The sequence below is a fragment of the Cryobacterium sp. TmT2-59 genome (assembly GCF_004403545.1).
GTDB lineage: Bacteria > Actinomycetota > Actinomycetes > Actinomycetales > Microbacteriaceae > Cryobacterium > Cryobacterium shii.
The window spans coordinates 23,242-43,368 of the sequence record NZ_SOGM01000087.1; the positions used below are offsets into that span (position 1 = coordinate 23,242).

Here is a 20,127-nt window from a genome sequence, read left to right on the forward strand (position 1 = left end):
GCATTTCCTGCCGGATGACCTCAGCCCGCTGGCGACCGGAGCAGCCACGATGGCCGTCGGTGGGGGACTGCTCTGGCTGCTGTCGGTGCGCGGCGCCCGAGCCGTCCTGAGAGACAGGTCCGTGCGCCGGTGGGCGGGGCCGGCGTCGCCGCCATCGTCGTCTACCCGCTCGCTTTCTACAGTTCGATGCACCTGGCCGGGGTGGCCGTCGGAACGGTCGTGTCCCTCGGATCCGCTCCGGTGTTCGCTGCCGGGATCGAGTTCCTGGCCGAACGTCGTCGGGTCACTCCGCGTTGGGGCCTGTGCACGTTGGCCGCCCTGGCCGGGACAGGCCTGTTGGTGCTCGGCGGCAGCATCGGAGCCGCCGAGGTCTCGGGCGCCCCGGTCGGCGCGTTGCTGGGTGTGCTGGCCGGGTTCAGCTATGCCCTGTACACCCACGCGTCGCACCAGCTGATCGGGGCGGGACACAGCCCGCGGGCCACGATGGGTGCGCTGTTCGGCGTGACCGCGGTCTGCCTCGTCCCCGTGCTGCTGGTGACCGGAGCGCCGCTGCTCCAGAGCGCGGGCAGCGCGGGGATTGCCGCGTATCTGGCCATCGGGCCGATGTGTGCCGCGTACCTGCTTTTCGGCCACGGCCTGCGTTCGGTCCGGGGCAGCCTCGCCACCAGCATCACGCTGCTCGAACCGCTCGTCGCCACTGTGCTCGCTGTCCTCGTCGTGGGTGAACGGCTGACCCCGCCCGCCTGGGCCGGCCTCTGCCTGCTGCTGGTGGCGGTGACGGCCCTGGTCAGCCTCGACAACCGGGAAAGAATGAGCATTTCTCGCTAGAATCGGGTCATGGCCGAGCGGGACGGGGCTGCACGGGGCGAGGGACGACGGCCCCGACGCCCCTGGTGGCCCCGGCGACGACCTCGCCGGGGCGGTTCGATCTGCCCCCGGCACCGGATCCCCGGACATCGCCGGGCGCGACGTCGACCGGGAGCTTCCGGAGGACGCGGACGACGTGGTCAGCGGCGTCCCCGGCCCGATCCCGAGTCCGCGGGTGGCGGAGAGGGAGTCGGTGATCCCTGATGCGGGCCTCCGGGCACCCCCCCCGGTGCGCCGCATCGAACACAGCGGCACGGAGCCGGTTCCGGTGACGAACCGGGTCGGGCACCCCACACGGATGTTCCGCCTCTGGTTCGCCGTGACGGCATCCGTGGTCAGCGTGGCGCTGGGGGCCCGGCTGATTGCGCTCGGACTCAATGTCCTCGAAGCGGCGGTGTCCGCTCTTCTCGGAATCGCCCTGTCGTTCATCCCGGTAGGCCTCGGCACCCTGGCCGGCAAGCGGACCGGGCAACCGGCGATGGTCCTGTCCCGGGCCACGTTCGGCCTGGTCGGGAACGTGGTGCCCACCGCTCTGGTCGTCCTGATGAGAGTCGTGTAGGGGGCGCTGCTCGCGGCCGCGGCCGGGCAGGCGATCGGCACGGTTGCGGCGGCGGCAGGGCGCGACGCACCCGGGTACGGCACCGTCCCGGCTCTGGTCGGCGCAGTCGCCGTCACCGTGGCCGCGGCCGCTGTCGCCGTTTTCGGTTACGGGTTGCGCTACCTCGTCCACGGTCCTGCTCGCCCTGGCGATGATCATGACCGCCGGGCTGATCGATCCCGGACCCGCCCTGGCCGACTCGACCGGGATCGGACTCGGCGCGCTCACCGGCACGATCCTCGTCTTCGCCTATTTCGGGCTGGCCTGGGCGACCAGCAGCGCAGATCTGGCCCGGTACCAGAGAGAGGACTCGCCCGGTCGGACCTCGATGCTGTGGGCGAACCTCGGGCTGGGCCTGCCGGCCCTGGTCCTGATCTGTTTCGGGGCGGTGCTGGCCGCATCGCACCCCGCACAGGCCGCCGCTTTCGCGATCGATCCGGTCGGCAGTCTGGCCCGAATCCTCCCGGGTTGGACCGGGATCCCCCTGCTACTCGTCGGCACGCTCACCCTGCTGTCGGCGATCAACCTCAATCTGTACTCGGGCGGTCTCGCCGTCACCGCCGCGGACAGCAGGATCACCCGGCCCGTCGGCGTGCTGCTCGCCGCGCTGGGAACAGCGATACTCGTCGTGCTGATCCTCGTCAGCCGAACGGGCCTGGCCGACGCCTCCCTGGCCCTGCCGGTGACGCTGGCCGTGCCCGTCGCGGCCTGGACCGGCCTGTTCTGCGCGGAGGTGGTGATTCGGCGGAGCCCGCTCGACACCAGGAGCCTGCTTCATCGCGGCGGTCGCTATGCGGACTGGCGCTGGGTCAACGTGGGTGCTCTCGCCGTGATCACGGTCGTCGGCTACGGACTGATCGAGTCCGGCCCGGGATGGCTGGCCTGGCAGGGCTTCCTCCTCGCCTGGGCCGGCATCGATCCTCACGGCGGCCTGGCGGCGACCGCGCTCGGCGTGCTCGTCGCACTCGTGCTGGGCCTGATCACACCGCCGGTCCTGGGCATTCCGGCGATCCGGCGGCAGGAAGCCGCGCCGTCCGGTCACCGGTAAGCTGACGGGGTGCCATTCTCGCTCGCCGATGTAACCCTGATCGTCCATGAATTGTGGCCGTTGTCCGGGGCCGAAGACTGGGATGCCCCCGGTCTGGTCAGCGGCGACCCGACACACTCGGTCACCTCGATCCACCTCGCCGTCGACGCGGTCTCCGCAACCGTCGACGAGGCCGTCGAACGGGGTGCTGACCTGCTGCTCGTGCACCACCCGCTGCTGCTGCGCGGGGTGACGTCGGTCGCGGAGGACCGGTACAAGGGTGCGCTGCTCGGCCGCCTGATCCGGGCCGATTGCGCCCTCCTGGCGGCGCACACGAATGCGGACGTGGTCGTGGACGGCGTATCGGACATCCTGGCTTCCCGCCTCGGCCTCCTGGACACGCGTCCGATCACGGCGGGAGTCGCTCCCGGCACCGGCATCGGGCGGGTGGGCCGGTTGCCGGAACGCACGTCGCTGGACCGGCTGGCCCGGCGACTGGCCGATCTGCTGCCGGCGACCGTGTCCGGCGTCCGGGTCTCGGGGGAGCGCGACGCCGTCGTGGAGACCGTGGCGCTGTGCGGAGGTGCGGGAGACTCACTCCTCGCGCATCCGTCCGTGGTCGCGGCGGATGTGTACATCACCGCCGACCTCCGGCACCACCCGGCCTCCGAGGCCCGCGAGCAGGCCGTGCACTCCGGCGGCACGCCGGCGTTGATCGACGTGTCGCACTGGGCCAGCGAGTCGCTCTGGCTCGAACCCGCCGCCGAGCAGCTCCGGGCGGCGCTCCCCGGAATCACGGTCACCTGCAGTGATCTGCGCACAGATCCGTGGGACTTCGTCATCGTGCAGTAACCTGCCGATGGATGCGGTTCCACCCCCACGCCCGCTCAAGCTCAATACTCGTAAAGGTCAGGACATCGTGAAGGCATCTCCAGTTGAACAGAAGGAGCTTCTCCGGCTTCAGGCCCTCGACATCAGGCTCCAGCAGGTCGAGCACCAGACGAAGGCCCTGCCGGAGCTTGCACGGCTCCGGGAACTCGGCGCGCAGGCCGACACGATCCGGATGACTCTGAGCACCCGCTCGGGCGAGGTCGAAGACGTCCGGCTCGAACTGAACCGGATCGAGTCCGATGTCGACGTGGTCGAGAAGCGCATAGCCAGGGACGCCGACCGGGTGCAGCACACGTCTTCGGTGAAAGACGTCCAGGCACTGGAGACCGAGCTCGCCGCGCTCCGTAAGCGGCTTCTGGCGCTCGAGGAGATCGAGATCGCGGTCATGGAACGCCTCGAAGAGCGTGAGGGCGCCGCTGCCGCAGTCGAGGCCGAGCGCGATGCCATCCTGGGCCGGATGCGCGACGCCGAAGTGGCGCGGGACCTCAGCCTTGCTGACCTGAACCGGCAGCTCGGCGAGCTGCGTCGCGACCGGGCAGCCATCGCCGGCGGCGTCACCGAATACCTCGCCGCGCTCTACCAGAAGCGCTTCGTGGCCGGGCGCGGGAACGCCGCGGCCCTGCTCCGGGCCCGCACCTGCAGCGGGTGCACGATGACGCTGACCGGCAGCGACCTGGATGCCGTGCGGTCCGCACCGGCCGACGACGTGCTCTTCTGCCCGGACTGCGGCGCGATTCTGGTGCGCACGGAGGAATCGGGTATCTAGGTGGAGTGAGGCTCCGCCCGCGGCCTGTATTCTGGACAGTGGAATGGGTCGGCAAGACGGTCGCGTCATCCGCTTCCCTTCGGGGGTGCGGGTGCCGAGGAACGTCCGGGCTCCACAGAGCAGGATGGTGGGTAACACCCACCCGGGGCAACCCGCGAGACAGTGCCACAGAAAGTAGACCGCCGCCGGCCTCGGCCGGAGGTAAGGGTGAAACGGTGGTGTAAGAGACCACCAGAGGCCAGGGTGACCTGGTCGGCTAGGTAAACCTCGTCCGGAGCAAGGTCAGACAGGAAACGCCAAGGCGGCTCGCCGAGTTTCCGGGTAGACCGCTGGAGGGCTGCGGCAACGTAGTCCCGAGATAGATGGCCGTCCAAGGTGCTTCGCGCACCGGGACAGAACCCGGCGTAACAGCCGGCCCATTCCTTCACTCACGACGGTTCGCGACGGTCAGGTGGCCATTGGTCCGTCCGGACCGGGCGGTTCTCCGCCGCGGCCGCGACCGCCTCCTCGACTCGTCTGGCACGCGTCGCCGGCCGTTTGGCGCTGGCAACCCAGTACAAGATCTGCTTGCGCGTCGACGGAGCAAGAGCAGCGAGCGAGCTGCTGGCCTCCTCATTCGCGGCAAGTGCCTGTGCGAGGTCGGGCGGTACGATGAGCGCCTCCACCTCGTATAGGAGGGTCCACGACCCGTCTGCCTGCGCGGCCTCAACGGCTGCACGGCCGGCCGGGGCGACCCGTCCCTGCGCCACCAGGCGGCCCCACCGTTCCCTGTTGCTGGGCGCCCAGGCGCTTCCCCGCTTGCGGGGCGTCATTAGCTGTTTGTACCGGTCGCCACCGAGGCGATTGACCACACTGTCAATCCAGCCGAAGCACAGGGCCTCTTCCACCGCAGCCTCGTAGGAGAGCTCGGTGACGGAGTTTCCCTTCTTCCCGATGGCCAGCCACACGCCGCGGCTCTCTGCATGGTGGGTCTGGAGCCAGGCCGGCCATTCCTGGCGGTCGGCCGGCTCAAGGACCGGGAGGTCAGTGAGTGGCGGCGCCATGTGGACGGGTCAGTTCAGGTTCTTGACGGCGAGGGCAGCTGCCCCCAGGATTCCGGCATTGTTGCGGTGGACGGCCGGGATGATCGGGGTCTTCAGCTTCAGAAGCGGCAGGAAGTCCTGATGGTGCTTGGACACGCCGCCGCCGACGATGAACAGGTCGGGGGAGAACAGGGCCTCCAGGGTCGAGTAGTACTTCTGCAGGCGGGAGGCCCACTTATCCCAGCTCAGGTGTTCGCGCTCCTTGGCAGAGAATGCCGCGCGCGTCTCGTGGTCGACGCCGTCGATCTGGAGGTGACCGAGCTCGGTGTTCGGCACGAGCACGCCGTCGTTGATCAGGGCCGTTCCGATCCCGGTGCCGAGGGTGGTCATCAGGACCACTCCCCGCACGCCCTTGGCCGCGCCGAACTCGGATTCCGCGTACCCCGCGGCATCGGCGTCGTTGACGAAGTGGATCGGCTGCCCCAGGCTCTTCTGGAACAGCTTCTCGGCGGCGAGGCCGATCCACTTGTCCGAGACATTGGCGGCGGACATGGTGTGCCCGTTCTTCACGATGGCGGGGAAGCAGATCCCGACCGGCAGTGCGGAGGCGCCCGCCACGGAGGAGACCGTGGCGAGGAGGGCGCGCGTGGACTCGACGATGTCCACCGGGCGTCCCCCCTTGGGGGTGGGGAGTTTCACCCGATCGGACAGAAATTGACCGGTGACCAGGTCGACCACCGCTCCCTTGATTCCGGTGCCGCCAATATCAATGCCGATGGCCGTGGTTGAACTCATAGTCAAAACCTACCGTTTACGGGAGGGTGAGAATTTCGGCGCCGTGCTCGGTCACGACGAGGGTGTGTTCGAACTGGGCCGTGATGCTCTTGTCTTTCGTCGTCACGGTCCAGTCGTCGGCCCACATGTCCCAGTCGGATCCGCCGAGGGTGAGCATCGGTTCGATCGTGAAGACCATGCCGACCTCCATCACGGTGTCGTAAACGGGGGCGGAGTCGTAGTGCGGGATGATCAGCCCGGAGTGGAAGGACTCTCCGACCCCGTGGCCGGTGAAGTCGCGCACCACGCCATAGTTGAAACGCTTCGCATAGGACTCGATCGTGCGACCGATGACGTTGACCTGCCTGCCCGGTGCGACGGCCTTGATGCCCCGGGCGAGGGCCTCCCGGGTACGCTCGACCAGCAGCCTCACCTCGTCGCCGGCCTCGCCGACGATGAACGTGACGTTCGTGTCGCCGTGCACCCCGTTCTTGAAGGCAGTGATGTCGATGTTTACGATGTCCCCGTTCTCGAGAACGGTGTCGTCGGGGATGCCATGGCAGATCACCTCGTTCACCGAACTGCACAGCGACTTGGGGTAGCCGCGGTAGCCCAGGGTCGACGGGTAGGCGTCGTGTTGGATGATGAAGTCGTGGCCGATCCGGTCGAGTTCGTCCGTCGTGACGCCCGGGCGGACGGCCCGTCCCACGGCTTCGATCGCCTGCGCCGCGATCCGGCCCGATTCGCGGATCAGCTCGATCTTGTCCGGAGAGTACACGTCCGATCCGGTGAACGGCGCCGGCATCTCACGGCCGACGTACTCCGGTCGTGGGATGTGGCGCGGAACGGGGCGGAACGGGGAGACCGTTCCCGGCAACAGGTGACCGGCAGAATCCTTAGGCATAGGATCAGCTTATGTCCGAAGACACTGAACACCAGTTCTGGTACAACATGCGCACGGGAGCGGTCGAGGAGGGTATGCAGTCCACCTCCAAGGAGCGCGTCGGGCCGTTCGCAACACGTGACGAGGCCGCTCACGCGCTGGAGAAACTGCGCGCGAACAGCGCCAAATGGGCCGAGGAAGAAGCGGCAAACGACCGCTAGGACCGCTGACCGGCCCTACTCGTAGCTGTGCTCGGGGCCGGGATAGGCGCCGGAGTCGACGTCTTCCTTGAACTGGTGCACAGCATCCGTCAGCACGCTGCGCATGTTCGCGTACTGGCGCACGAACCGGGGCACGCGGCCCTCGGTAAGGCCCGCGAAATCAGTCCAGACCATCAATTGTCCGTCGACGTCCGGGCCCGCGCCGACCCCGATGGTGGGGATCTCGAGCCGGGCGGTCACCAGTGCGGCCACCGTAGCCGGCACCATTTCGAGCACAACGGCGAAGGCGCCGGCATCCTGCACCGCGAGAGCGTCCTCGATCAGCTGGTCGGCGGCCGCGCCCCGCCCCTGAATGATGTGGCCGCCCAGCCCGTGCTCGCTCTGCGGGGTGAAGCCGATGTGACCCATCACGGGAATCCCCGACGTCACGATGCGTTTGATCTGCTTGCGACTGCGCACGCCGCCCTCGAGCTTGACCGCATGGGCCTGCGCCTCTTTCATGAAGCGCACGGCCGTGTGCAGAGCCTCGGATTGGCCGGTCTCATACGATCCGAATGGCATGTCGGCGATGACGAGGGCTCGGGTGACCGCCCGCGAGACGGCCCGGGTGAGGGGGATCAGCTCGTCGACGGTGACGGGCAGGGTGCTCTCGTAGCCGAACACGTTGTTGCCGGCCGAGTCCCCGACGAGCAGGAAGTCGATCCCGGCCTGGTCGAAGATCTGGGCGGTGAGCATGTCATAGCTGGTCAGCCCGGTGATCGGGATGCCCTGCTGTTTGGCATTGTGAAAATGGCGGGTGCGCACCCGCTTGGGCCCGGGCGGCACGGGCGCGAACGGGTTCAGCTCGCGGGCGGCGGCGGGCACTTCGGGAACGGTCGACTCTGGCATGGGTCCAGTGTAGTCAGGGTGTAATCCGCCGACTGGCGCCCAGTTTCGCCCGAGTTTCGGCGCCAGCCAGTAGCCTAGGTAACAACAAGAAAGGGCGTGAATGGACAAGCAGCGCGACTTCGTTCTCCGGACCATCGAGGAGCGGGGCATCAAGTTCATCCGACTCTGGTTCACGGACGTTGTCGGCACACTCAAATCGGTGGCCATCGCGCCTGCCGAGGTGGAGGGTGCCTTCGCTGAGGGCCTCGGTTTTGACGGCTCCGCCATCGAAGGCCTCACCCGCTCGTTCGAGGCGGACGTGCTCGCTCATCCCGACCCCACCACCTTCCAGATCCTGCCCTGGCGTGGTGAGATCGATCCCACCGCCCGCATGTTCTGCGACATCATGACTCCCGACGGTCAGCCGGCGGTCGCCGACCCGCGAAACGTGCTCAAGCGGACCCTGGCGAAGGCCGCCGATCGCGGATTCACCTTCTACACGCATCCCGAGATCGAGTTCTACCTGCTCAAGTCGTCGAAGTACGGCAAGAACGGACCGGTCCCGGTGGATTCGGCCGGCTACTTCGACAACGTCCCCGGCGGCACAGCCCACGACTTCCGTCGCCGGTCGGTGCGGATGCTCGAAGACCTCGGCATCTCGGTGGAGTTCAGCCACCACGAGGCGGGTCCCGGTCAGAACGAGATCGACCTGCGCTACGCGGATGCCCTCACGACGGCCGACAACATCATGACCTTCCGCACCGTGATCAAGGAAGTCGCCATCGAGCAGGGCGTGTACGCCACGTTCATGCCCAAGCCCATGTCGGAGCACCCCGGATCGGGTATGCACACGCACCTGTCCCTGTTCGAGGGCGACACCAACGCGTTCTACGAGGCCGGTGCGCAGTACCAGCTCTCCAAGACCGGCCGTCAGTTCATTGCCGGACTGCTCAAGCACGCCCCGGAGATCACCGCGGTGACGAACCAGTTCGTCAATTCCTACAAACGGCTGTGGGGCGGCGACGAAGCTCCCAGTTTCGTCTGCTGGGGGCACAACAACCGTTCCGCCCTGATCAGGGTTCCGTTGTACAAGCCCAACAAGGGCCAGAGCGCCCGCGTCGAGTACCGCGCCATCGACTCGGCCGCGAACCCGTACCTGGCGTATTCGCTGATGCTGGCCGCCGGCCTCAAGGGTATCGAGGAGGGCTACGAGTTGCCTCCCGAGGCCGAGGACAACGTCTGGGGGCTCAGCGACACCGAGCGTCGCGCGCTGGGTTATCGTCAATTGCCCGCCAGCCTTGACCACGCGATCCAGTTCATGGAGGAGTCCGAGCTCGTCGCCGAAACGCTCGGAGAGCACGTCTTCAACTACGTGTTGCTCAACAAGCGCCAGGAGTGGAAGGAATACCGCTCCCAGGTGACCCCGTTCGAGCTCGACAAGAACCTCGAGATGCTCTAGCCGCCCCGGGAACGGAACTCATGGCGCGGGAAATACTCACTCTCACCGAGCTTGCTCGGGTGGGTTTCGTCGAGCTGAGCGAGGTGCGCCTGCGGCTCATGGAGGTAGGCGAACTGGGCGGTCCGGAGCCGACAGTGCTGCTGCCCCTTCTGACCAGGACAGCGAACCCGGACGCCGCCCTCGGTTCCCTGGTCGAGCTCCTGCGCCAGTCGCCGGACGAGTCGCATGCCATCCTCGGCCACGCCGACTCGGCGTTGAGGCTGGTGCGCGTCCTCGGGGCCTCGAGCGGCCTGGCTGAGTTCTTCCTGCGACGCCCGGAGGAGCTCGCGGTCCTCGCCAGGCCCCTGGCGAGGTTGCCGGGTGCGTCCGAACTGACCGCCGACCTGCTGGACTCCGTCGGCAGCCATGATGGCTTCGCCACCCTCGTCGACGACGACGGGTGGGTGGCGCTGCGGGTTCGCTACCGCCGCCGGCTGGCCGAGTTGGCCGCCTTCGACCTGGAGCAGGCCGATCCCGTCGCGGGGCTCGACGGGATCGCACGCACCCTCGCCGACCTCGCGGCTGCCGCCCTGGAAGCGTCCCTGGCCGTCGCGCGCAGCATGTCCAGCGGTCTCGCCCCCGCCCGCGGCGTGTTCCCGGCGGACGAGGTTCGGGCCACCCGGCTGGCCATCATCGGCATGGGCAAGGCCGGAGCCGGCGAACTGAACTACGTGAGCGATGTGGACGTGATCTTCGTCGCTGAGGGTGACCCCGAGGCGGGGCTGGAGTCGCCGCGGGCCGTCGACATCGCCACCCGGCTCGCCATCCTCGTGATGCGGGGCCTGAACCAGCCGTCGCTCGAGCCCGAACTCTGGGAGGTAGACCCGAACCTCCGTCCGGAAGGAAAATCCGGAGCACTCGTCCGCTCCCTCGAGTCTCACCTGGCGTACTACGACCGGTGGGCCAAGAGCTGGGAATTCCAGGCGCTGCTCAAGGCTCGCCCGCTGGCGGGCGATCTCGGCCTCGGCGGCCGTTACGTCGAGGCGGTGGCCCCGAAGGTGTGGACCAGCGCCAGCCGGGAGAACTTCGTCGATTCCGTGCAGCGGATGCGTGAACGGGTGACAAAGAACATCCCGGACGACGAAGTTGCCGTGCAACTCAAGCTCGGCCCCGGAGGACTGCGCGATATTGAGTTCACCGTGCAGTTGCTGCAGCTGGTGCACGGGCAGACCGACCCGGACGTGCGTCAGGCCGGAACCCTCCCCGCTCTGACGGCGCTGGTGGACAGCGGCTACGTGGGACGGGCTGAGGCGGCCGAGTTCGCGCAGGACTACCGGATCCTGCGCCTGATGGAACATCGGCTGCAGCTGGAGAAGTTGCGCCGCACCCATCTCGTGCCCCGCGATGAGGCGAGTCTGCGCGTGCTGGCCCGGGCCACGGGTCTCGCACCGAACGCCGCACAGCTCACCGACCGGTGGGCCCAGGTCAAGCATCGAGTCCGGGGACTGCACGAACGACTGTTCTACCGCCCATTGCTCTCCGCCGTGGCCGCGCTCCCGGCCGACGGTCTCAACCTGACCAGTGCGCAGGCTGAAGCCCGGCTGGCGGCCATCGGCTTCCGCAACACCGCGGGCGCCCTGGCCCACATCGCCGCTCTCACCGGCGGTGTGTCCCGCCGGGCGGCGATCCAGCGGCATCTGCTGCCCGTTCTGCTGCAGTGGTTCTCGGAGGGCGCCGACCCGGATTACGGTCTGCTGGCCTTCCGCCGCTTGAGCGACAGCCTCGGCACGACCTACTGGTTCCTGCGTATGCTGCGCGACTCGTCCGGGGCGGCCGAACGCCTGACCCGGGTGTTGTCCTCGTCACGGTTCGTCGGGGAGCTGCTCGAGACGATCCCCGAGTCGGTGGCCTGGCTGGAGGACGAAGACGACCTGCGCCCCCGTAGTGTGGCGACCCTCCACGAGGAGGCGCGCGCCGTGCTGGCCCGGCATGAGAGCCCCGATGCCGCCGCGTCCATCCTGCGCACGGCCCGGCGCCGGGAGATGTTGCGACTGGCTTCCTCGGCCGTCCTGGGCCAGATCAGTATCGAGGCCCTCGCGACCGGACTCACCGACGTGACCGCCACCATCATCCAGGGGGTTCTCGCCGCCATCCGGGGCACGCCCCTGGGGGGCGCGCCGGAGGGGTCGGCCGCTGACGGGATCGAATTCGCCGTGATCGGGATGGGACGATTCGGCGGGGCCGAACTGGGCTTCGGATCGGACGCCGACGTGATGTACGTCTTCCGGCCCGGGACCCTGACCGGCGAGGCCGCGCACGACCGGGCGAAGTTCATCGTGCGCGAATTGGCCCGGCTGACCGACGACAACCGGCTGCCCCTCGATCTCGACCTCGGGCTGCGCCCGGAGGGCAAGAACGGCTCCGTGGCCCGCTCCCTCGAATCCTACGAGGCGTACTACCGCCGTTGGTCGCTCACCTGGGAGGCGCAGGCTCTGCTCCGGGGCAGGGGAGTGGCGGGCGATTCGCGGCTGCTCGCCGACTTCGAGACGGTGGCCGACTCGGTCCGGTATCCCGCCGCGATCAGCGAACAGGCTGTCCGGGAAGTCAAGCGAATCAAGGCGCGGGTGGAGAGCGAGAGGCTGCCCCAGGGGGCGGACCCCAACCGGCACCTGAAACTCGGACGCGGCTCACTGAGCGACGTGGAGTGGTTCGTGCAGCTGCTGCAGCTGCAGCATGCGGCGGCCATCCCGGCGTTGCGCACGACATCGACGCTGGGTGCCCTTCGCGCCGCGGCCGACGCCGACCTGGTCAGCGACGCGGATGCCGAGACATTGACGGTGGCGTGGAAGTTCGCGTCCCGATGCAGGTCCGCCATCACCCTGTGGACCAACAAGACGTCCGATGTGCTGCCGACTGACCGGGCTCAGCTCGAGGGGGTCGCCCGGGTGATGCAGTACCCGCCGGGCTCCGCCAACCAGCTCGAAGAGGAGTATCTGTCCCTGACGCGGCGGGCCCGCGCCGTATTCGAGCGCAGGTTCTACGGGCCCGCGGAGCGGGCCGGCCCCTTCGGCGGCTGAGCGCCGGGCCCGGAACCTGAAAGGACCGCATCCCCGAGGGGGTGCGGTCCTTTCAGGTTGCGGGCGGTTCTGCGTTTTAGACGCCGTAGTAGAGCTCGAACTCGAACGGGTGCGGGCGCTGGGCGAGCGGCTTGATTTCCATCTCCCGCTTGTAGCCGATCCAGGTTTCAATCAGTTCGGGAGTGAACACGTTTCCGGCGAGCAGGAAGTCGTGGTCGTTCTCGAGGGCCACGAGGGCCTCTTCGAGGGAAGCGGGAACCTGCGGGATGTTCTTCGCTTCTTCGGGCGGCAGCTCGTAGAGGTCCTTGTCGACCGGCTCGTGCGGTTCGATCCGGTTCTTGATCCCGTCCAGGCCGGCCATCAGCTGGGCGGCGAAGGCGAGGTACGGGTTGCCCGAGGCATCCGGAGCGCGGAATTCGATGCGCTTGGCCTTCGGGTTGGTGCCGGTGATCGGGATCCGGATCGACGCGGAGCGGTTTCCGGCCGAGTAGACCAGGTTGACCGGAGCTTCGAAGCCCGGGACCAGGCGGTGGTAGGAATTCACGCTCGGGTTCGTGAAGGCGAGCACTGCCGGGGCGTGCTTGAGCAGGCCGCCGATGTACCAGCGGGCCACGTCGGACAGCCCGCCGTAGCCGGCCTCGTCGTAGAAGAGCGGCTTGCCGTCGGCCCAGAGGGACTGGTGGGTGTGCATGCCGGATCCGTTGTCGCCGAACAGCGGCTTCGGCATGAAGGTGGCGGTCTTGCCCCACTCGGCCGAGGTGTTCTTGACGATGTACTTGAACTTGAGCAAATCGTCGGCCGCGTGCACCATGGTGTCGAAGCGGTAGTTGATCTCGCCCTGGCCGCCGGTGCCCACCTCGTGGTGGCTGCGCTCGAGGATGAGGCCGGCGTCGATCAGCTTGAGGCAGATGTCGTCGCGGAGGTCGGCGTGCTGGTCGACGGGGCTGACCGGGAAATAGCCGCCCTTGAACGGCGTCTTGTTGGCGAGGTTTCCGCCCACTTCTTTCTTGCCCGAGTTCCAGGCGCCTTCACTGGAGTCGACGGAGTAGAAGCTGGAGTGCTGGTTCACTTCGTAACGCACGTCGTCGAAGATGTAGAACTCGGCTTCGGGAGCGAAGAAGGCGGTGTCGGCGATGCCGGTCGAGGCGAGGTACTTCTCGGCTTTCTTGGCGACCTGGCGGGGGTCCTTGGAGTAGATCTCACCGTTGCGCGGGTTGTAGATGTCGAACAGCATGATGAGCGTGCGCTCGGTGCGGAACGCGTCGATGTAGGCGGTGGTGACGTCGGGGATCAGCTGCATGTCGGATTCGTGGATCGACGCGAAACCGCGGATCGAGGAACCATCGAACATCTGGCCGACCGTGAAGAACTCCTCATCGACGGTCGACGCGGGGATGTTGAAGTGCTGCTGCACACCCGGCAAATCGGTGAAACGAATGTCAAGGAACTTGACGTCGGTATCCTTGATGAATTTGAGCACTTCTGACGAATCGCGGAACATGCGGTTTTACTCCAAACGACGTGGGCGTTGATCTCTGAACAGTTGATCTCTGAAAAAGTCGCGCACTGCGGCTCAATTGAGGCTAGTGGGATGGGATTACCCGGCAGTGACGCTTATGTTTCACACATGTTACAGCCGAGGCTGGTCGGTAGACTCATCGCGTGTCTGCAGCCTCCTCGAAATCGATCCCTTTCGGACAGCTTCCTCCCAGCAAATGGCCGGGGGAGCGCCTGGGCTTGCCCGACCAGGGCAGCCAGTCGGTCGGCCGGGTGGGACGAAGGATCGCAGCCCTCGCGATCGACCAGGTCCTGGCCATGGCCGCCGCGTTCGCGCTCTTCGACTACACGTTCCTGGACTACAACGGATTCGTCGTCACCGGAGTCTTCGTGGCCTTGCAGATCGTATTCATCCCGACCCTCGGCGGAAGCATCGGACACCGTCTCGTGGGGCTCCGGGTGGTTTCGCTGCGCGGAGGCTGGGTCGGGCTCTGGCGCCCGGTCGTTCGTGCCGTGCTGCTCGGCCTCGCCTTTCCTGCGCTGGTCTGGGACTCCGACCAACGCGGGTTTCACGACAAGGTGGCAGGCACCGTACTGATTCGCAGCTAGTTTCCGCGCTGCGGACGCGCCTTCATCGGGTCGACACCCTTGGGGATCGGCAGCTTCTTCGTCATCGAAGTGAGGCGGTTGTTCACGGCGAGGACTTCGGCCTTGGTCAGGGTCGGCTTGATTTTGGTCAGGCGACGGGCGAGCTTGTGCAGCGGCACGGCGTCGGCGTCAGGTCCAACCGAGATCACGGTGACGGCGATGCTGCCGCCCAGTCGCGTGACCATGCGGCGTTCTTCTTCGAGCATCCGGGCCGTGCGGGTGCGCGGTCCTTCGCTGATCAGGACGACTCCACCACGCCCGACGGCCCGGTAGACGGCATCCTGGGTCTTCCCGTTGACGGCGACGGGCATCTCGCTGCCCACCCAGCCGCGCTTCAGCGAGGAGCGCAGGACAGCGCCGACCGCGCCGGGCTGACCCTCGATCTGCGAGTACGCCGCCTTCTCGGCCCGGCGTCCCAGGATGATGAGCATTGCCAGGACTCCGGCCAGGATCCCCGCGATCACCCAGAGGATGATCGTCAGCACGTTGCCGGGCGACAGGAGGAATCCCAGGACGAGGCTGATCGCGACCGGGATCACGAACGAGGCGATCATGAGGAGCACGATTTTCGAGTCGTACCGTCGCGTCATCTGGAACACCTGCCACATTTGCTTCAAGCGGCCAGGCTGTTTGGGGGGTTTGGGAGTCTTGTCCTTGCTGCGTGCCATGGGTCAAGACTACCGAGTCACTCGCCCGGATCGTGACCGTTTCCAGGTCATGAGACGGCCTGCGCGAAGCCCAGGGACGCATCCGCCAGCTGACGAAGCTGCGGGGGGACTTCGCGCCCGGTCGCCACCATCGACTGGGCCCAGAGCCGTCCGGCGCGGTAGGAGGATCGGACCAGGGGGCCGGACAGAACTCCGAGAAAGCCGATGGCCTCCGCCTCCTGTTTCAGCTCAACGAATTCCTCCGGCTTCACCCAGCGCGCCACGGGGAGGTGGCGGGAAGTCGGCCGCAGGTACTGCGTGATCGTGACGATGTCTGTGCCTGCATCGTGCAGGTCCTGTAGTGCCTGGCTGATCTCCTGACGTTCCTCGCCCATGCCGAGGATGAGGTTGGATTTGGTGATCAGACCGGCGTTCCGGCCCTGGCTGAGAACGTCGAGCGACCGGTCGTAGCGGAAGGCCGGGCGGATGCGCTTGAAGATCCGGGGGACCGTTTCCACGTTGTGCCCGAAGACTTCGGGCCGGGCGGAGAAGACCTCACCGAGGAATTCGGGGTTCCCCGAGAAATCCGGGACGAGGATTTCCACCCCCGTGCCCGGGCTTTGGGCATGGATCTTCCGGATGGTCTCGGCGTAGAGCCAGGAGCCCTCGTCGGCAAGGTCGTCCCGGGCGACGCCGGTGACGGTCGCGTACCGGAGGTTCATCTTGACGACGGATTCCGCCACCCGGCGAGGCTCGTCGGTGTCGTAGTCCGCGGGTTTTCCGGTGTCGATCTGGCAGAAGTCGCAGCGCCGCGTGCACTGCGATCCGCCGATCAGGAACGTGGCCTCACGGTCTTCCCAGCACTCGAAGATGTTCGGGCAGCCCGCCTCCTGGCAGACGGTGTGCAGGTTCTCGCCTTTGACCAGGTCCTGGAGTTTGCGGTACTCGGGTCCCATCTTGGCGACCGTCTTGATCCAGGCGGGCTTGCGCTCGATCGGCGTTTCCATGTTACGGATCTCGAGGCGGAGCATCTTCCGCCCCTCAGGTGCCGCGGTCATGATGCCGCCGCCAGCTCCGCCTGGAACCGGGCAGTGAGGGGGGCGACCAGTTGCGAGGTCGACACCTCGCGGCCGAGGACTCGTGACATGGTGGTGATGCCGGCATCTTTGATGCCGCAGGCGATGATGCGGCTGTACGGCTCGAGCGAGTTGCTGCAGTTGAGGGCGAAGCCGTGCATGGTCACTCCTTCCGCGACTCGGATTCCGATGGCTGCGATCTTGTCTTCCTGCCCATCGGGGCCGACCCAGACGCCGGACCGTCCCGCCACCCGGCGGCCGTCGACGCCGAAGTCGGAGAGGACGTCGATCAGAATTCCCTCGAGTCGGCGCACGTAGCCGACGACGTCGACCGGCTCCGCAAGACGCATGATCGGATAGCCCACGAGTTGCCCGGGGCCGTGCCAGGTGATCTTCCCGCCGCGGTCAGCATCGATGACGGGGGTTCCGTTCGTGGGCCGTTCCTCCGGAGCGGTGCGTTTGCCGGCGGTGTACACGGAGGGATGTTCGAGGAAGATGACGGTGTCCGGCCTCACCCCGGAGACGACGGAACGATGGACTGCGCGTTGGAGCTCTAGGCCCTCAACATACGGCACGGAGTTGGCGCTTAGCCCCGCGACGACAAAGTCGAGCATGCGACCAGTCTAGGCCAGCTTGTCCTCCCCACACCGGCCGGGACCTGGTTGCGCTCCGGGGTCCGCCCGGTGCGCCGCCGGTGCCCGTTCGGGTGCAGCATTCGGCCATGACGAGCCATGAGGAACCGATTCGGGCGAACCCCCTGACCGCCGCCGGCAGCCGCCCAGACTCGAGCGACCGCCTCACCCTGATCGCCGGTTACCGGGTGCTCCGTCGCCTTGCCTCCAGCGAGCGAGCTGACATCTACGCCGGCGTTGCCCCCTCCTGGGCGGCTTCGGGGGAGCCGCCCAGGAGGGCGAGATGGCCGCCCCGACCAGGACTGTCGCGTTGAAAGTCTTTCGGCCGGAAGCGGACGACGCGTCGATCGAACGGGAGATCCGAGCCCTGACCGAGACCAGCCCGGGGCGCCTCGCGGGGCTCCTGGACGTGGCGACTCTCCCGGGCGGCCGAATGTGCCTCGTACTCGAATTACTGACCGGCGGCAGCCTCGGCCGTCACCTCGCCGACGGGCGCTGGGTGGAGCCGGGAGAGGCGGTCACGATCCTGGCTCCCGTCGTGGTCGCGCTGGCGGAGCTCCAGGCGATCGGCCTCGTGCATCTCGGGCTGACCCCGGCCGTGATCCTCTTCGACTCCCGCGGTCGCCCCGTGCTGGCGGGACTCGGCGGGCTTCGGGCGTTTCCGGAACCGGGTCCTGCCCGTAGAGCGCTGACCGAGGATGCCGCGGGCTGTCTCTCCCACCTGGTGCGAATCGTGCTGGACCGGGTGGGCCCTGACCCGGAGCAGACCCATGCTGCGCGGGAACTGGCCGAATGGTTCGCCGCCGCAGCTCCGCGGGTTCCGGGCGCGACCAGGCTGGCTGACCTGGAGCGGCGCCTCTTCGCGTGGAGCGACGCCGGACCGGTGTGTCTGGGGTCAGGGGCGGAACCCGGCCACGACCCGGACAGCGCGGTCACCGTCCTGCGCCTTCGAAGCGTCGCTCCGGTCACGGGGGCGTCGCCCGCCACGGCCGGTGGCGGTGGAACCGACCGGTCTTCGAGCGCGGGCTGGGGCGGTCCGTGGTTCGCCGGGCCCGTATCAGCGGTGCGGGCGGCAGCCGGCGTCGTTCTGGCGGTCCTGGGCAGGGGCGCCGGCCGTGACAACGGCGCAGGCGTCCGGCTCTGGGCCTGGCTGCGGCCCGCGCTTCGCGCCCGGCGGGGCCCGGCACTCGCCGGGGTGGTCGTCGCGGTTCTCGTGGCCGGAGTCGCCGTTTCCGGTCTCCGGCCCGCCACGGGTGCCCGTCCGGGCGAGTCGGCCCCGGGGCCCCCGGTCGTGCCCGCTGCGAGTGTGCCGGCTTCGGCGGCCGCTCTGACGCCCTCGGACCGGGTCGCGGTGAACGGAGACGACCCGGTGACCGCCGTCCAGGCGCTGCTGGGGCTGCGCGACCGGTGTCTCTCTGCGGCATCCGTTGCGTGCCTGGACGGCGCCGAACAGGCCCAGTCTTCGGCGCTGGCCGCCGACTCTCACACGGTTCACCTTGCGCAGCAGGGAGGGGCCGCGGCCGCGGCGATCGGTTTGGCATCGTGGACGCCAGTGCTCGCCTACCGAACCGGAGACGTCGCGCTGGTGACGCTGACAGCAACCGACGCACAACGAAAGCCGGCCTCGGTCCTTGTGGTCAAGGGCGAGGCCGGCTGGCGGATCAGGGAGATCTTCGACGACTAGTCAGAACCGTCGATGGGGACTAGATCCCGAGGTTGGCTTCGAAGGCTCCCGCTTCGAGACGCTGCTTCATGGTGACGAGGAAGCGTGACGCGTCAGCGCCGTCGATGATGCGGTGATCGTAGGACAGGGCCAGGAACACGGTGGAGCGGATCGCGATGGCGTCGAGCCCGTCGGTGGTGACGACGAGCGGCTTCTTGTAGACGACGCCGGTGCCCAGGATGGCGCTCTGCGGCAGGAAGACCACCGGAGTGTCGAAGAGGGCGCCGCGCGAACCGGTGTTGGTCAGGGTGAACGTACCGCCCGAGAGTTCGTCCGGCTTCAGCTTGTTGTCGCGGGTGCGCTGCGCCAGGTCGGCGATCTGGGCGGCGAATCCGGCGAGGTCCAGTTCGCCGGCGTTCCGAACGACCGGGGTAAGCAGGCCGCGCTCGGTGTCGACGGCGATGCTGATGTTCTCCTGGCTCGGGTACACAATCGTGTCGCCGTCGATCGTGGCGTTGATGATCGGGTTGGCCTGCAGCGCCTCGGCAGCAGCGAGAGCGAAGAACGGCAGGAAGGACAGCTTGTTGCCGGTCTTGGCGTGGAACTCGCCCTTGACCTTGTCCCGCAGAATCGCCACGCGGGTGACGTCGACCTCGACGACGGTGGTCAGCTGTGCCGACGACTGCATGGAGATGACGGCGCGCTCGGCGACGACCTTCCGCAGGCGGGACATCGGCTGCGTCGTGCCGCGCAGGGCGGATACTTCGACGGCCGGTGCGGCAGCGGGGACGGCGCCCGTGGTGGCACTGGCCTGAGCCAGAACGATGTCTTCCTTGCGGATGCGGCCGCCGACACCGGTGCCCTGAACGCTGGAGAGGTCGACGCCGGCCTCGTTCGCGAGCTTGCGGACGATGGGGGTGACGTAACCGGACGTTCCCGCGTGGGATCCGCGGGACGTGACGGGCTCAGCTGCCGGCGCGGCCGTCGGCGGAGCGGCAGGGGCCGCTGCCGGGGCGGCGACGGGCGACGGCGCGAACACGGGGGTCGGTGCGAACACCGGCGCTGCTGCGGGCGCTGGTACTGCTGCGGGTGCCGGTGCTTCCACGGGGGCTGGCGCTTCCACGGGTGCAGATGCTTCCACCGGTGCCGGGGCTTCGACCGGAGCAGGCTCTGCCGCGGGAGCCGGTTCTTCGACCAGGGCCGGCGCTTCGGCGACGGGGACCGCGGCAGGAGCAGCGGCGGCTGAGCCGTCTCCGATGGTGACCAGGGGCGTTCCGACCTCGACGGTCTCGTCTTCCTGGACCAGGATCGCTTCGATCACTCCGGCGATGGGGGACGGAATTTCCGTGTCCACCTTGTCGGTCGAAACTTCCAGCAGCGGCTCGTCGACTTCGACGCGGTCTCCCACGCTCTTCAGCCAGCGGGTGACCGTACCCTCTGTGACACTCTCACCGAGTGCCGGGAGGTTAACGGATTCGCTCATGCGATTGTCTCCTTCAAAGCCATTTGTCTGTAATTAGAGTTTGAGAGTCT

Annotated in this window: 19 protein-coding genes and 1 other RNA gene; 11 read left to right on the forward strand and 9 right to left on the reverse strand. The window is 67.8% G+C overall.

The window, feature by feature from the left end:
- Nucleotides 1-129 precede the first annotated feature (129 nt).
- From E3T24_RS17555 to rnpB, 6 genes are all read left to right on the forward strand, one after another.
- The gene (locus E3T24_RS17555) at nt 130-828 is read left to right on the forward strand and encodes an EamA family transporter (protein WP_174776161.1); all 699 of its coding nucleotides are present in this window, start codon (nt 130-132) and stop codon (nt 826-828) included.
- A gap of 307 nt (nt 829-1,135) precedes the next feature.
- Nucleotides 1,136-1,426 (forward strand): cytosine permease, encoded by a 291-nt coding sequence (locus tag E3T24_RS13520; protein WP_134403103.1) that lies wholly within the window; start codon nt 1,136-1,138, stop codon nt 1,424-1,426.
- A 196-nt stretch (nt 1,427-1,622) separates the two neighbouring features.
- Entirely contained in the window at nt 1,623-2,513 is an 891-nt protein-coding gene (locus tag E3T24_RS13525; RefSeq protein WP_134364902.1) for a cytosine permease, read from the forward strand.
- Nucleotides 2,514-2,522: 9 nt separating this feature from the next.
- Entirely contained in the window at nt 2,523-3,344 is an 822-nt protein-coding gene (locus E3T24_RS13530; RefSeq protein WP_134364901.1) for a Nif3-like dinuclear metal center hexameric protein, read from the forward strand.
- Between the two features lie 67 nt (nt 3,345-3,411).
- Nucleotides 3,412-4,149, forward strand: a complete 738-nt coding sequence (locus tag E3T24_RS13535) for a C4-type zinc ribbon domain-containing protein (RefSeq protein ID WP_134364900.1) — start codon at nt 3,412-3,414, stop codon at nt 4,147-4,149.
- Nucleotides 4,150-4,193: 44 nt separating this feature from the next.
- Nucleotides 4,194-4,572: RNase P RNA component class A (gene rnpB, locus E3T24_RS13540), an RNA gene on the forward strand.
- Between the two features lie 5 nt (nt 4,573-4,577).
- Here the strand turns inward: rnpB and E3T24_RS13545 are convergent.
- The 3 genes from E3T24_RS13545 to map are packed head-to-tail and all read right to left on the reverse strand — an operon-like array spanning nt 4,578 to nt 6,849.
- A complete protein-coding gene (locus E3T24_RS13545; protein ID WP_134434702.1) occupies nt 4,578-5,192 on the reverse strand; it encodes a YdeI/OmpD-associated family protein in 615 nt (204 codons plus the stop codon).
- Between the two features lie 9 nt (nt 5,193-5,201).
- The gene (gene ppgK / locus E3T24_RS13550) at nt 5,202-5,966 is read right to left on the reverse strand and encodes a polyphosphate--glucose phosphotransferase (protein WP_134402741.1); all 765 of its coding nucleotides are present in this window, start codon (nt 5,964-5,966) and stop codon (nt 5,202-5,204) included.
- Between the two features lie 16 nt (nt 5,967-5,982).
- A complete protein-coding gene (map, locus tag E3T24_RS13555) occupies nt 5,983-6,849 on the reverse strand; it encodes a type I methionyl aminopeptidase (RefSeq protein ID WP_134364897.1) in 867 nt (288 codons plus the stop codon).
- 11 nt (nt 6,850-6,860) lie between these two features.
- On the opposite strand from map, the gene E3T24_RS13560 reads away from it, so the two are divergent.
- Nucleotides 6,861-7,049, forward strand: coding sequence for an SPOR domain-containing protein (locus E3T24_RS13560; RefSeq protein ID WP_134364896.1), 189 nt, complete (start codon nt 6,861-6,863; stop codon nt 7,047-7,049).
- Nucleotides 7,050-7,064: 15 nt separating this feature from the next.
- Here E3T24_RS13560 and panB read toward each other — a convergent pair whose 3' ends face one another.
- Nucleotides 7,065-7,937 carry a 3-methyl-2-oxobutanoate hydroxymethyltransferase gene (gene panB, locus E3T24_RS13565; protein ID WP_134364895.1) on the reverse strand — a complete coding sequence of 291 codons (873 nt, stop codon included), beginning with the start codon at nt 7,935-7,937 and terminating at the stop codon, nt 7,065-7,067.
- 100 nt (nt 7,938-8,037) lie between these two features.
- Between panB and E3T24_RS13570 the strand changes: the two genes are divergently transcribed.
- Complete coding sequence (locus E3T24_RS13570) at nt 8,038-9,375, forward strand: glutamine synthetase family protein (protein WP_134364894.1); 1,338 nt, start codon at nt 8,038-8,040, stop codon at nt 9,373-9,375.
- A gap of 20 nt (nt 9,376-9,395) precedes the next feature.
- The gene (locus tag E3T24_RS13575; protein WP_134364893.1) at nt 9,396-12,431 is read left to right on the forward strand and encodes a bifunctional [glutamine synthetase] adenylyltransferase/[glutamine synthetase]-adenylyl-L-tyrosine phosphorylase; all 3,036 of its coding nucleotides are present in this window, start codon (nt 9,396-9,398) and stop codon (nt 12,429-12,431) included.
- A gap of 76 nt (nt 12,432-12,507) precedes the next feature.
- On the opposite strand, the gene glnA is transcribed toward E3T24_RS13575, so the two are convergent.
- Nucleotides 12,508-13,932, reverse strand: a complete 1,425-nt coding sequence (gene glnA, locus E3T24_RS13580) for a type I glutamate--ammonia ligase (protein ID WP_134364892.1) — start codon at nt 13,930-13,932, stop codon at nt 12,508-12,510.
- Between the two features lie 161 nt (nt 13,933-14,093).
- On the opposite strand from glnA, the gene E3T24_RS13585 reads away from it, so the two are divergent.
- Nucleotides 14,094-14,537, forward strand: a complete 444-nt coding sequence (locus tag E3T24_RS13585) for an RDD family protein (RefSeq protein ID WP_241975902.1) — start codon at nt 14,094-14,096, stop codon at nt 14,535-14,537.
- On the opposite strand, the gene E3T24_RS13590 is transcribed toward E3T24_RS13585, so the two are convergent.
- From E3T24_RS13590 to lipB, 3 genes are read right to left on the reverse strand one after another with little or no spacing between them, the layout of a single operon-like run.
- A complete protein-coding gene (locus tag E3T24_RS13590; RefSeq protein WP_134364891.1) occupies nt 14,534-15,244 on the reverse strand; it encodes a DUF4191 domain-containing protein in 711 nt (236 codons plus the stop codon). The genes E3T24_RS13585 and E3T24_RS13590 overlap by 4 nt on opposite strands.
- A 47-nt stretch (nt 15,245-15,291) precedes the next feature.
- On the reverse strand, nt 15,292-16,281 hold the full coding sequence (lipA, locus tag E3T24_RS13595; protein ID WP_134364890.1) for a lipoyl synthase: 990 nt from the start codon (nt 16,279-16,281) through the stop codon (nt 15,292-15,294).
- On the reverse strand, nt 16,278-16,913 hold the full coding sequence (gene lipB / locus E3T24_RS13600; RefSeq protein WP_134364889.1) for a lipoyl(octanoyl) transferase LipB: 636 nt from the start codon (nt 16,911-16,913) through the stop codon (nt 16,278-16,280). The genes lipA and lipB overlap by 4 nt, the downstream gene beginning before the upstream one ends.
- A gap of 301 nt (nt 16,914-17,214) precedes the next feature.
- On the opposite strand from lipB, the gene E3T24_RS13605 reads away from it, so the two are divergent.
- On the forward strand, nt 17,215-18,615 hold the full coding sequence (locus E3T24_RS13605; protein WP_134434703.1) for a hypothetical protein: 1,401 nt from the start codon (nt 17,215-17,217) through the stop codon (nt 18,613-18,615).
- A gap of 19 nt (nt 18,616-18,634) precedes the next feature.
- On the opposite strand, the gene E3T24_RS13610 is transcribed toward E3T24_RS13605, so the two are convergent.
- Complete coding sequence (locus tag E3T24_RS13610; RefSeq protein WP_134364887.1) at nt 18,635-20,077, reverse strand: 2-oxo acid dehydrogenase subunit E2; 1,443 nt, start codon at nt 20,075-20,077, stop codon at nt 18,635-18,637.
- Nucleotides 20,078-20,127: the final 50 nt, after the last annotated feature.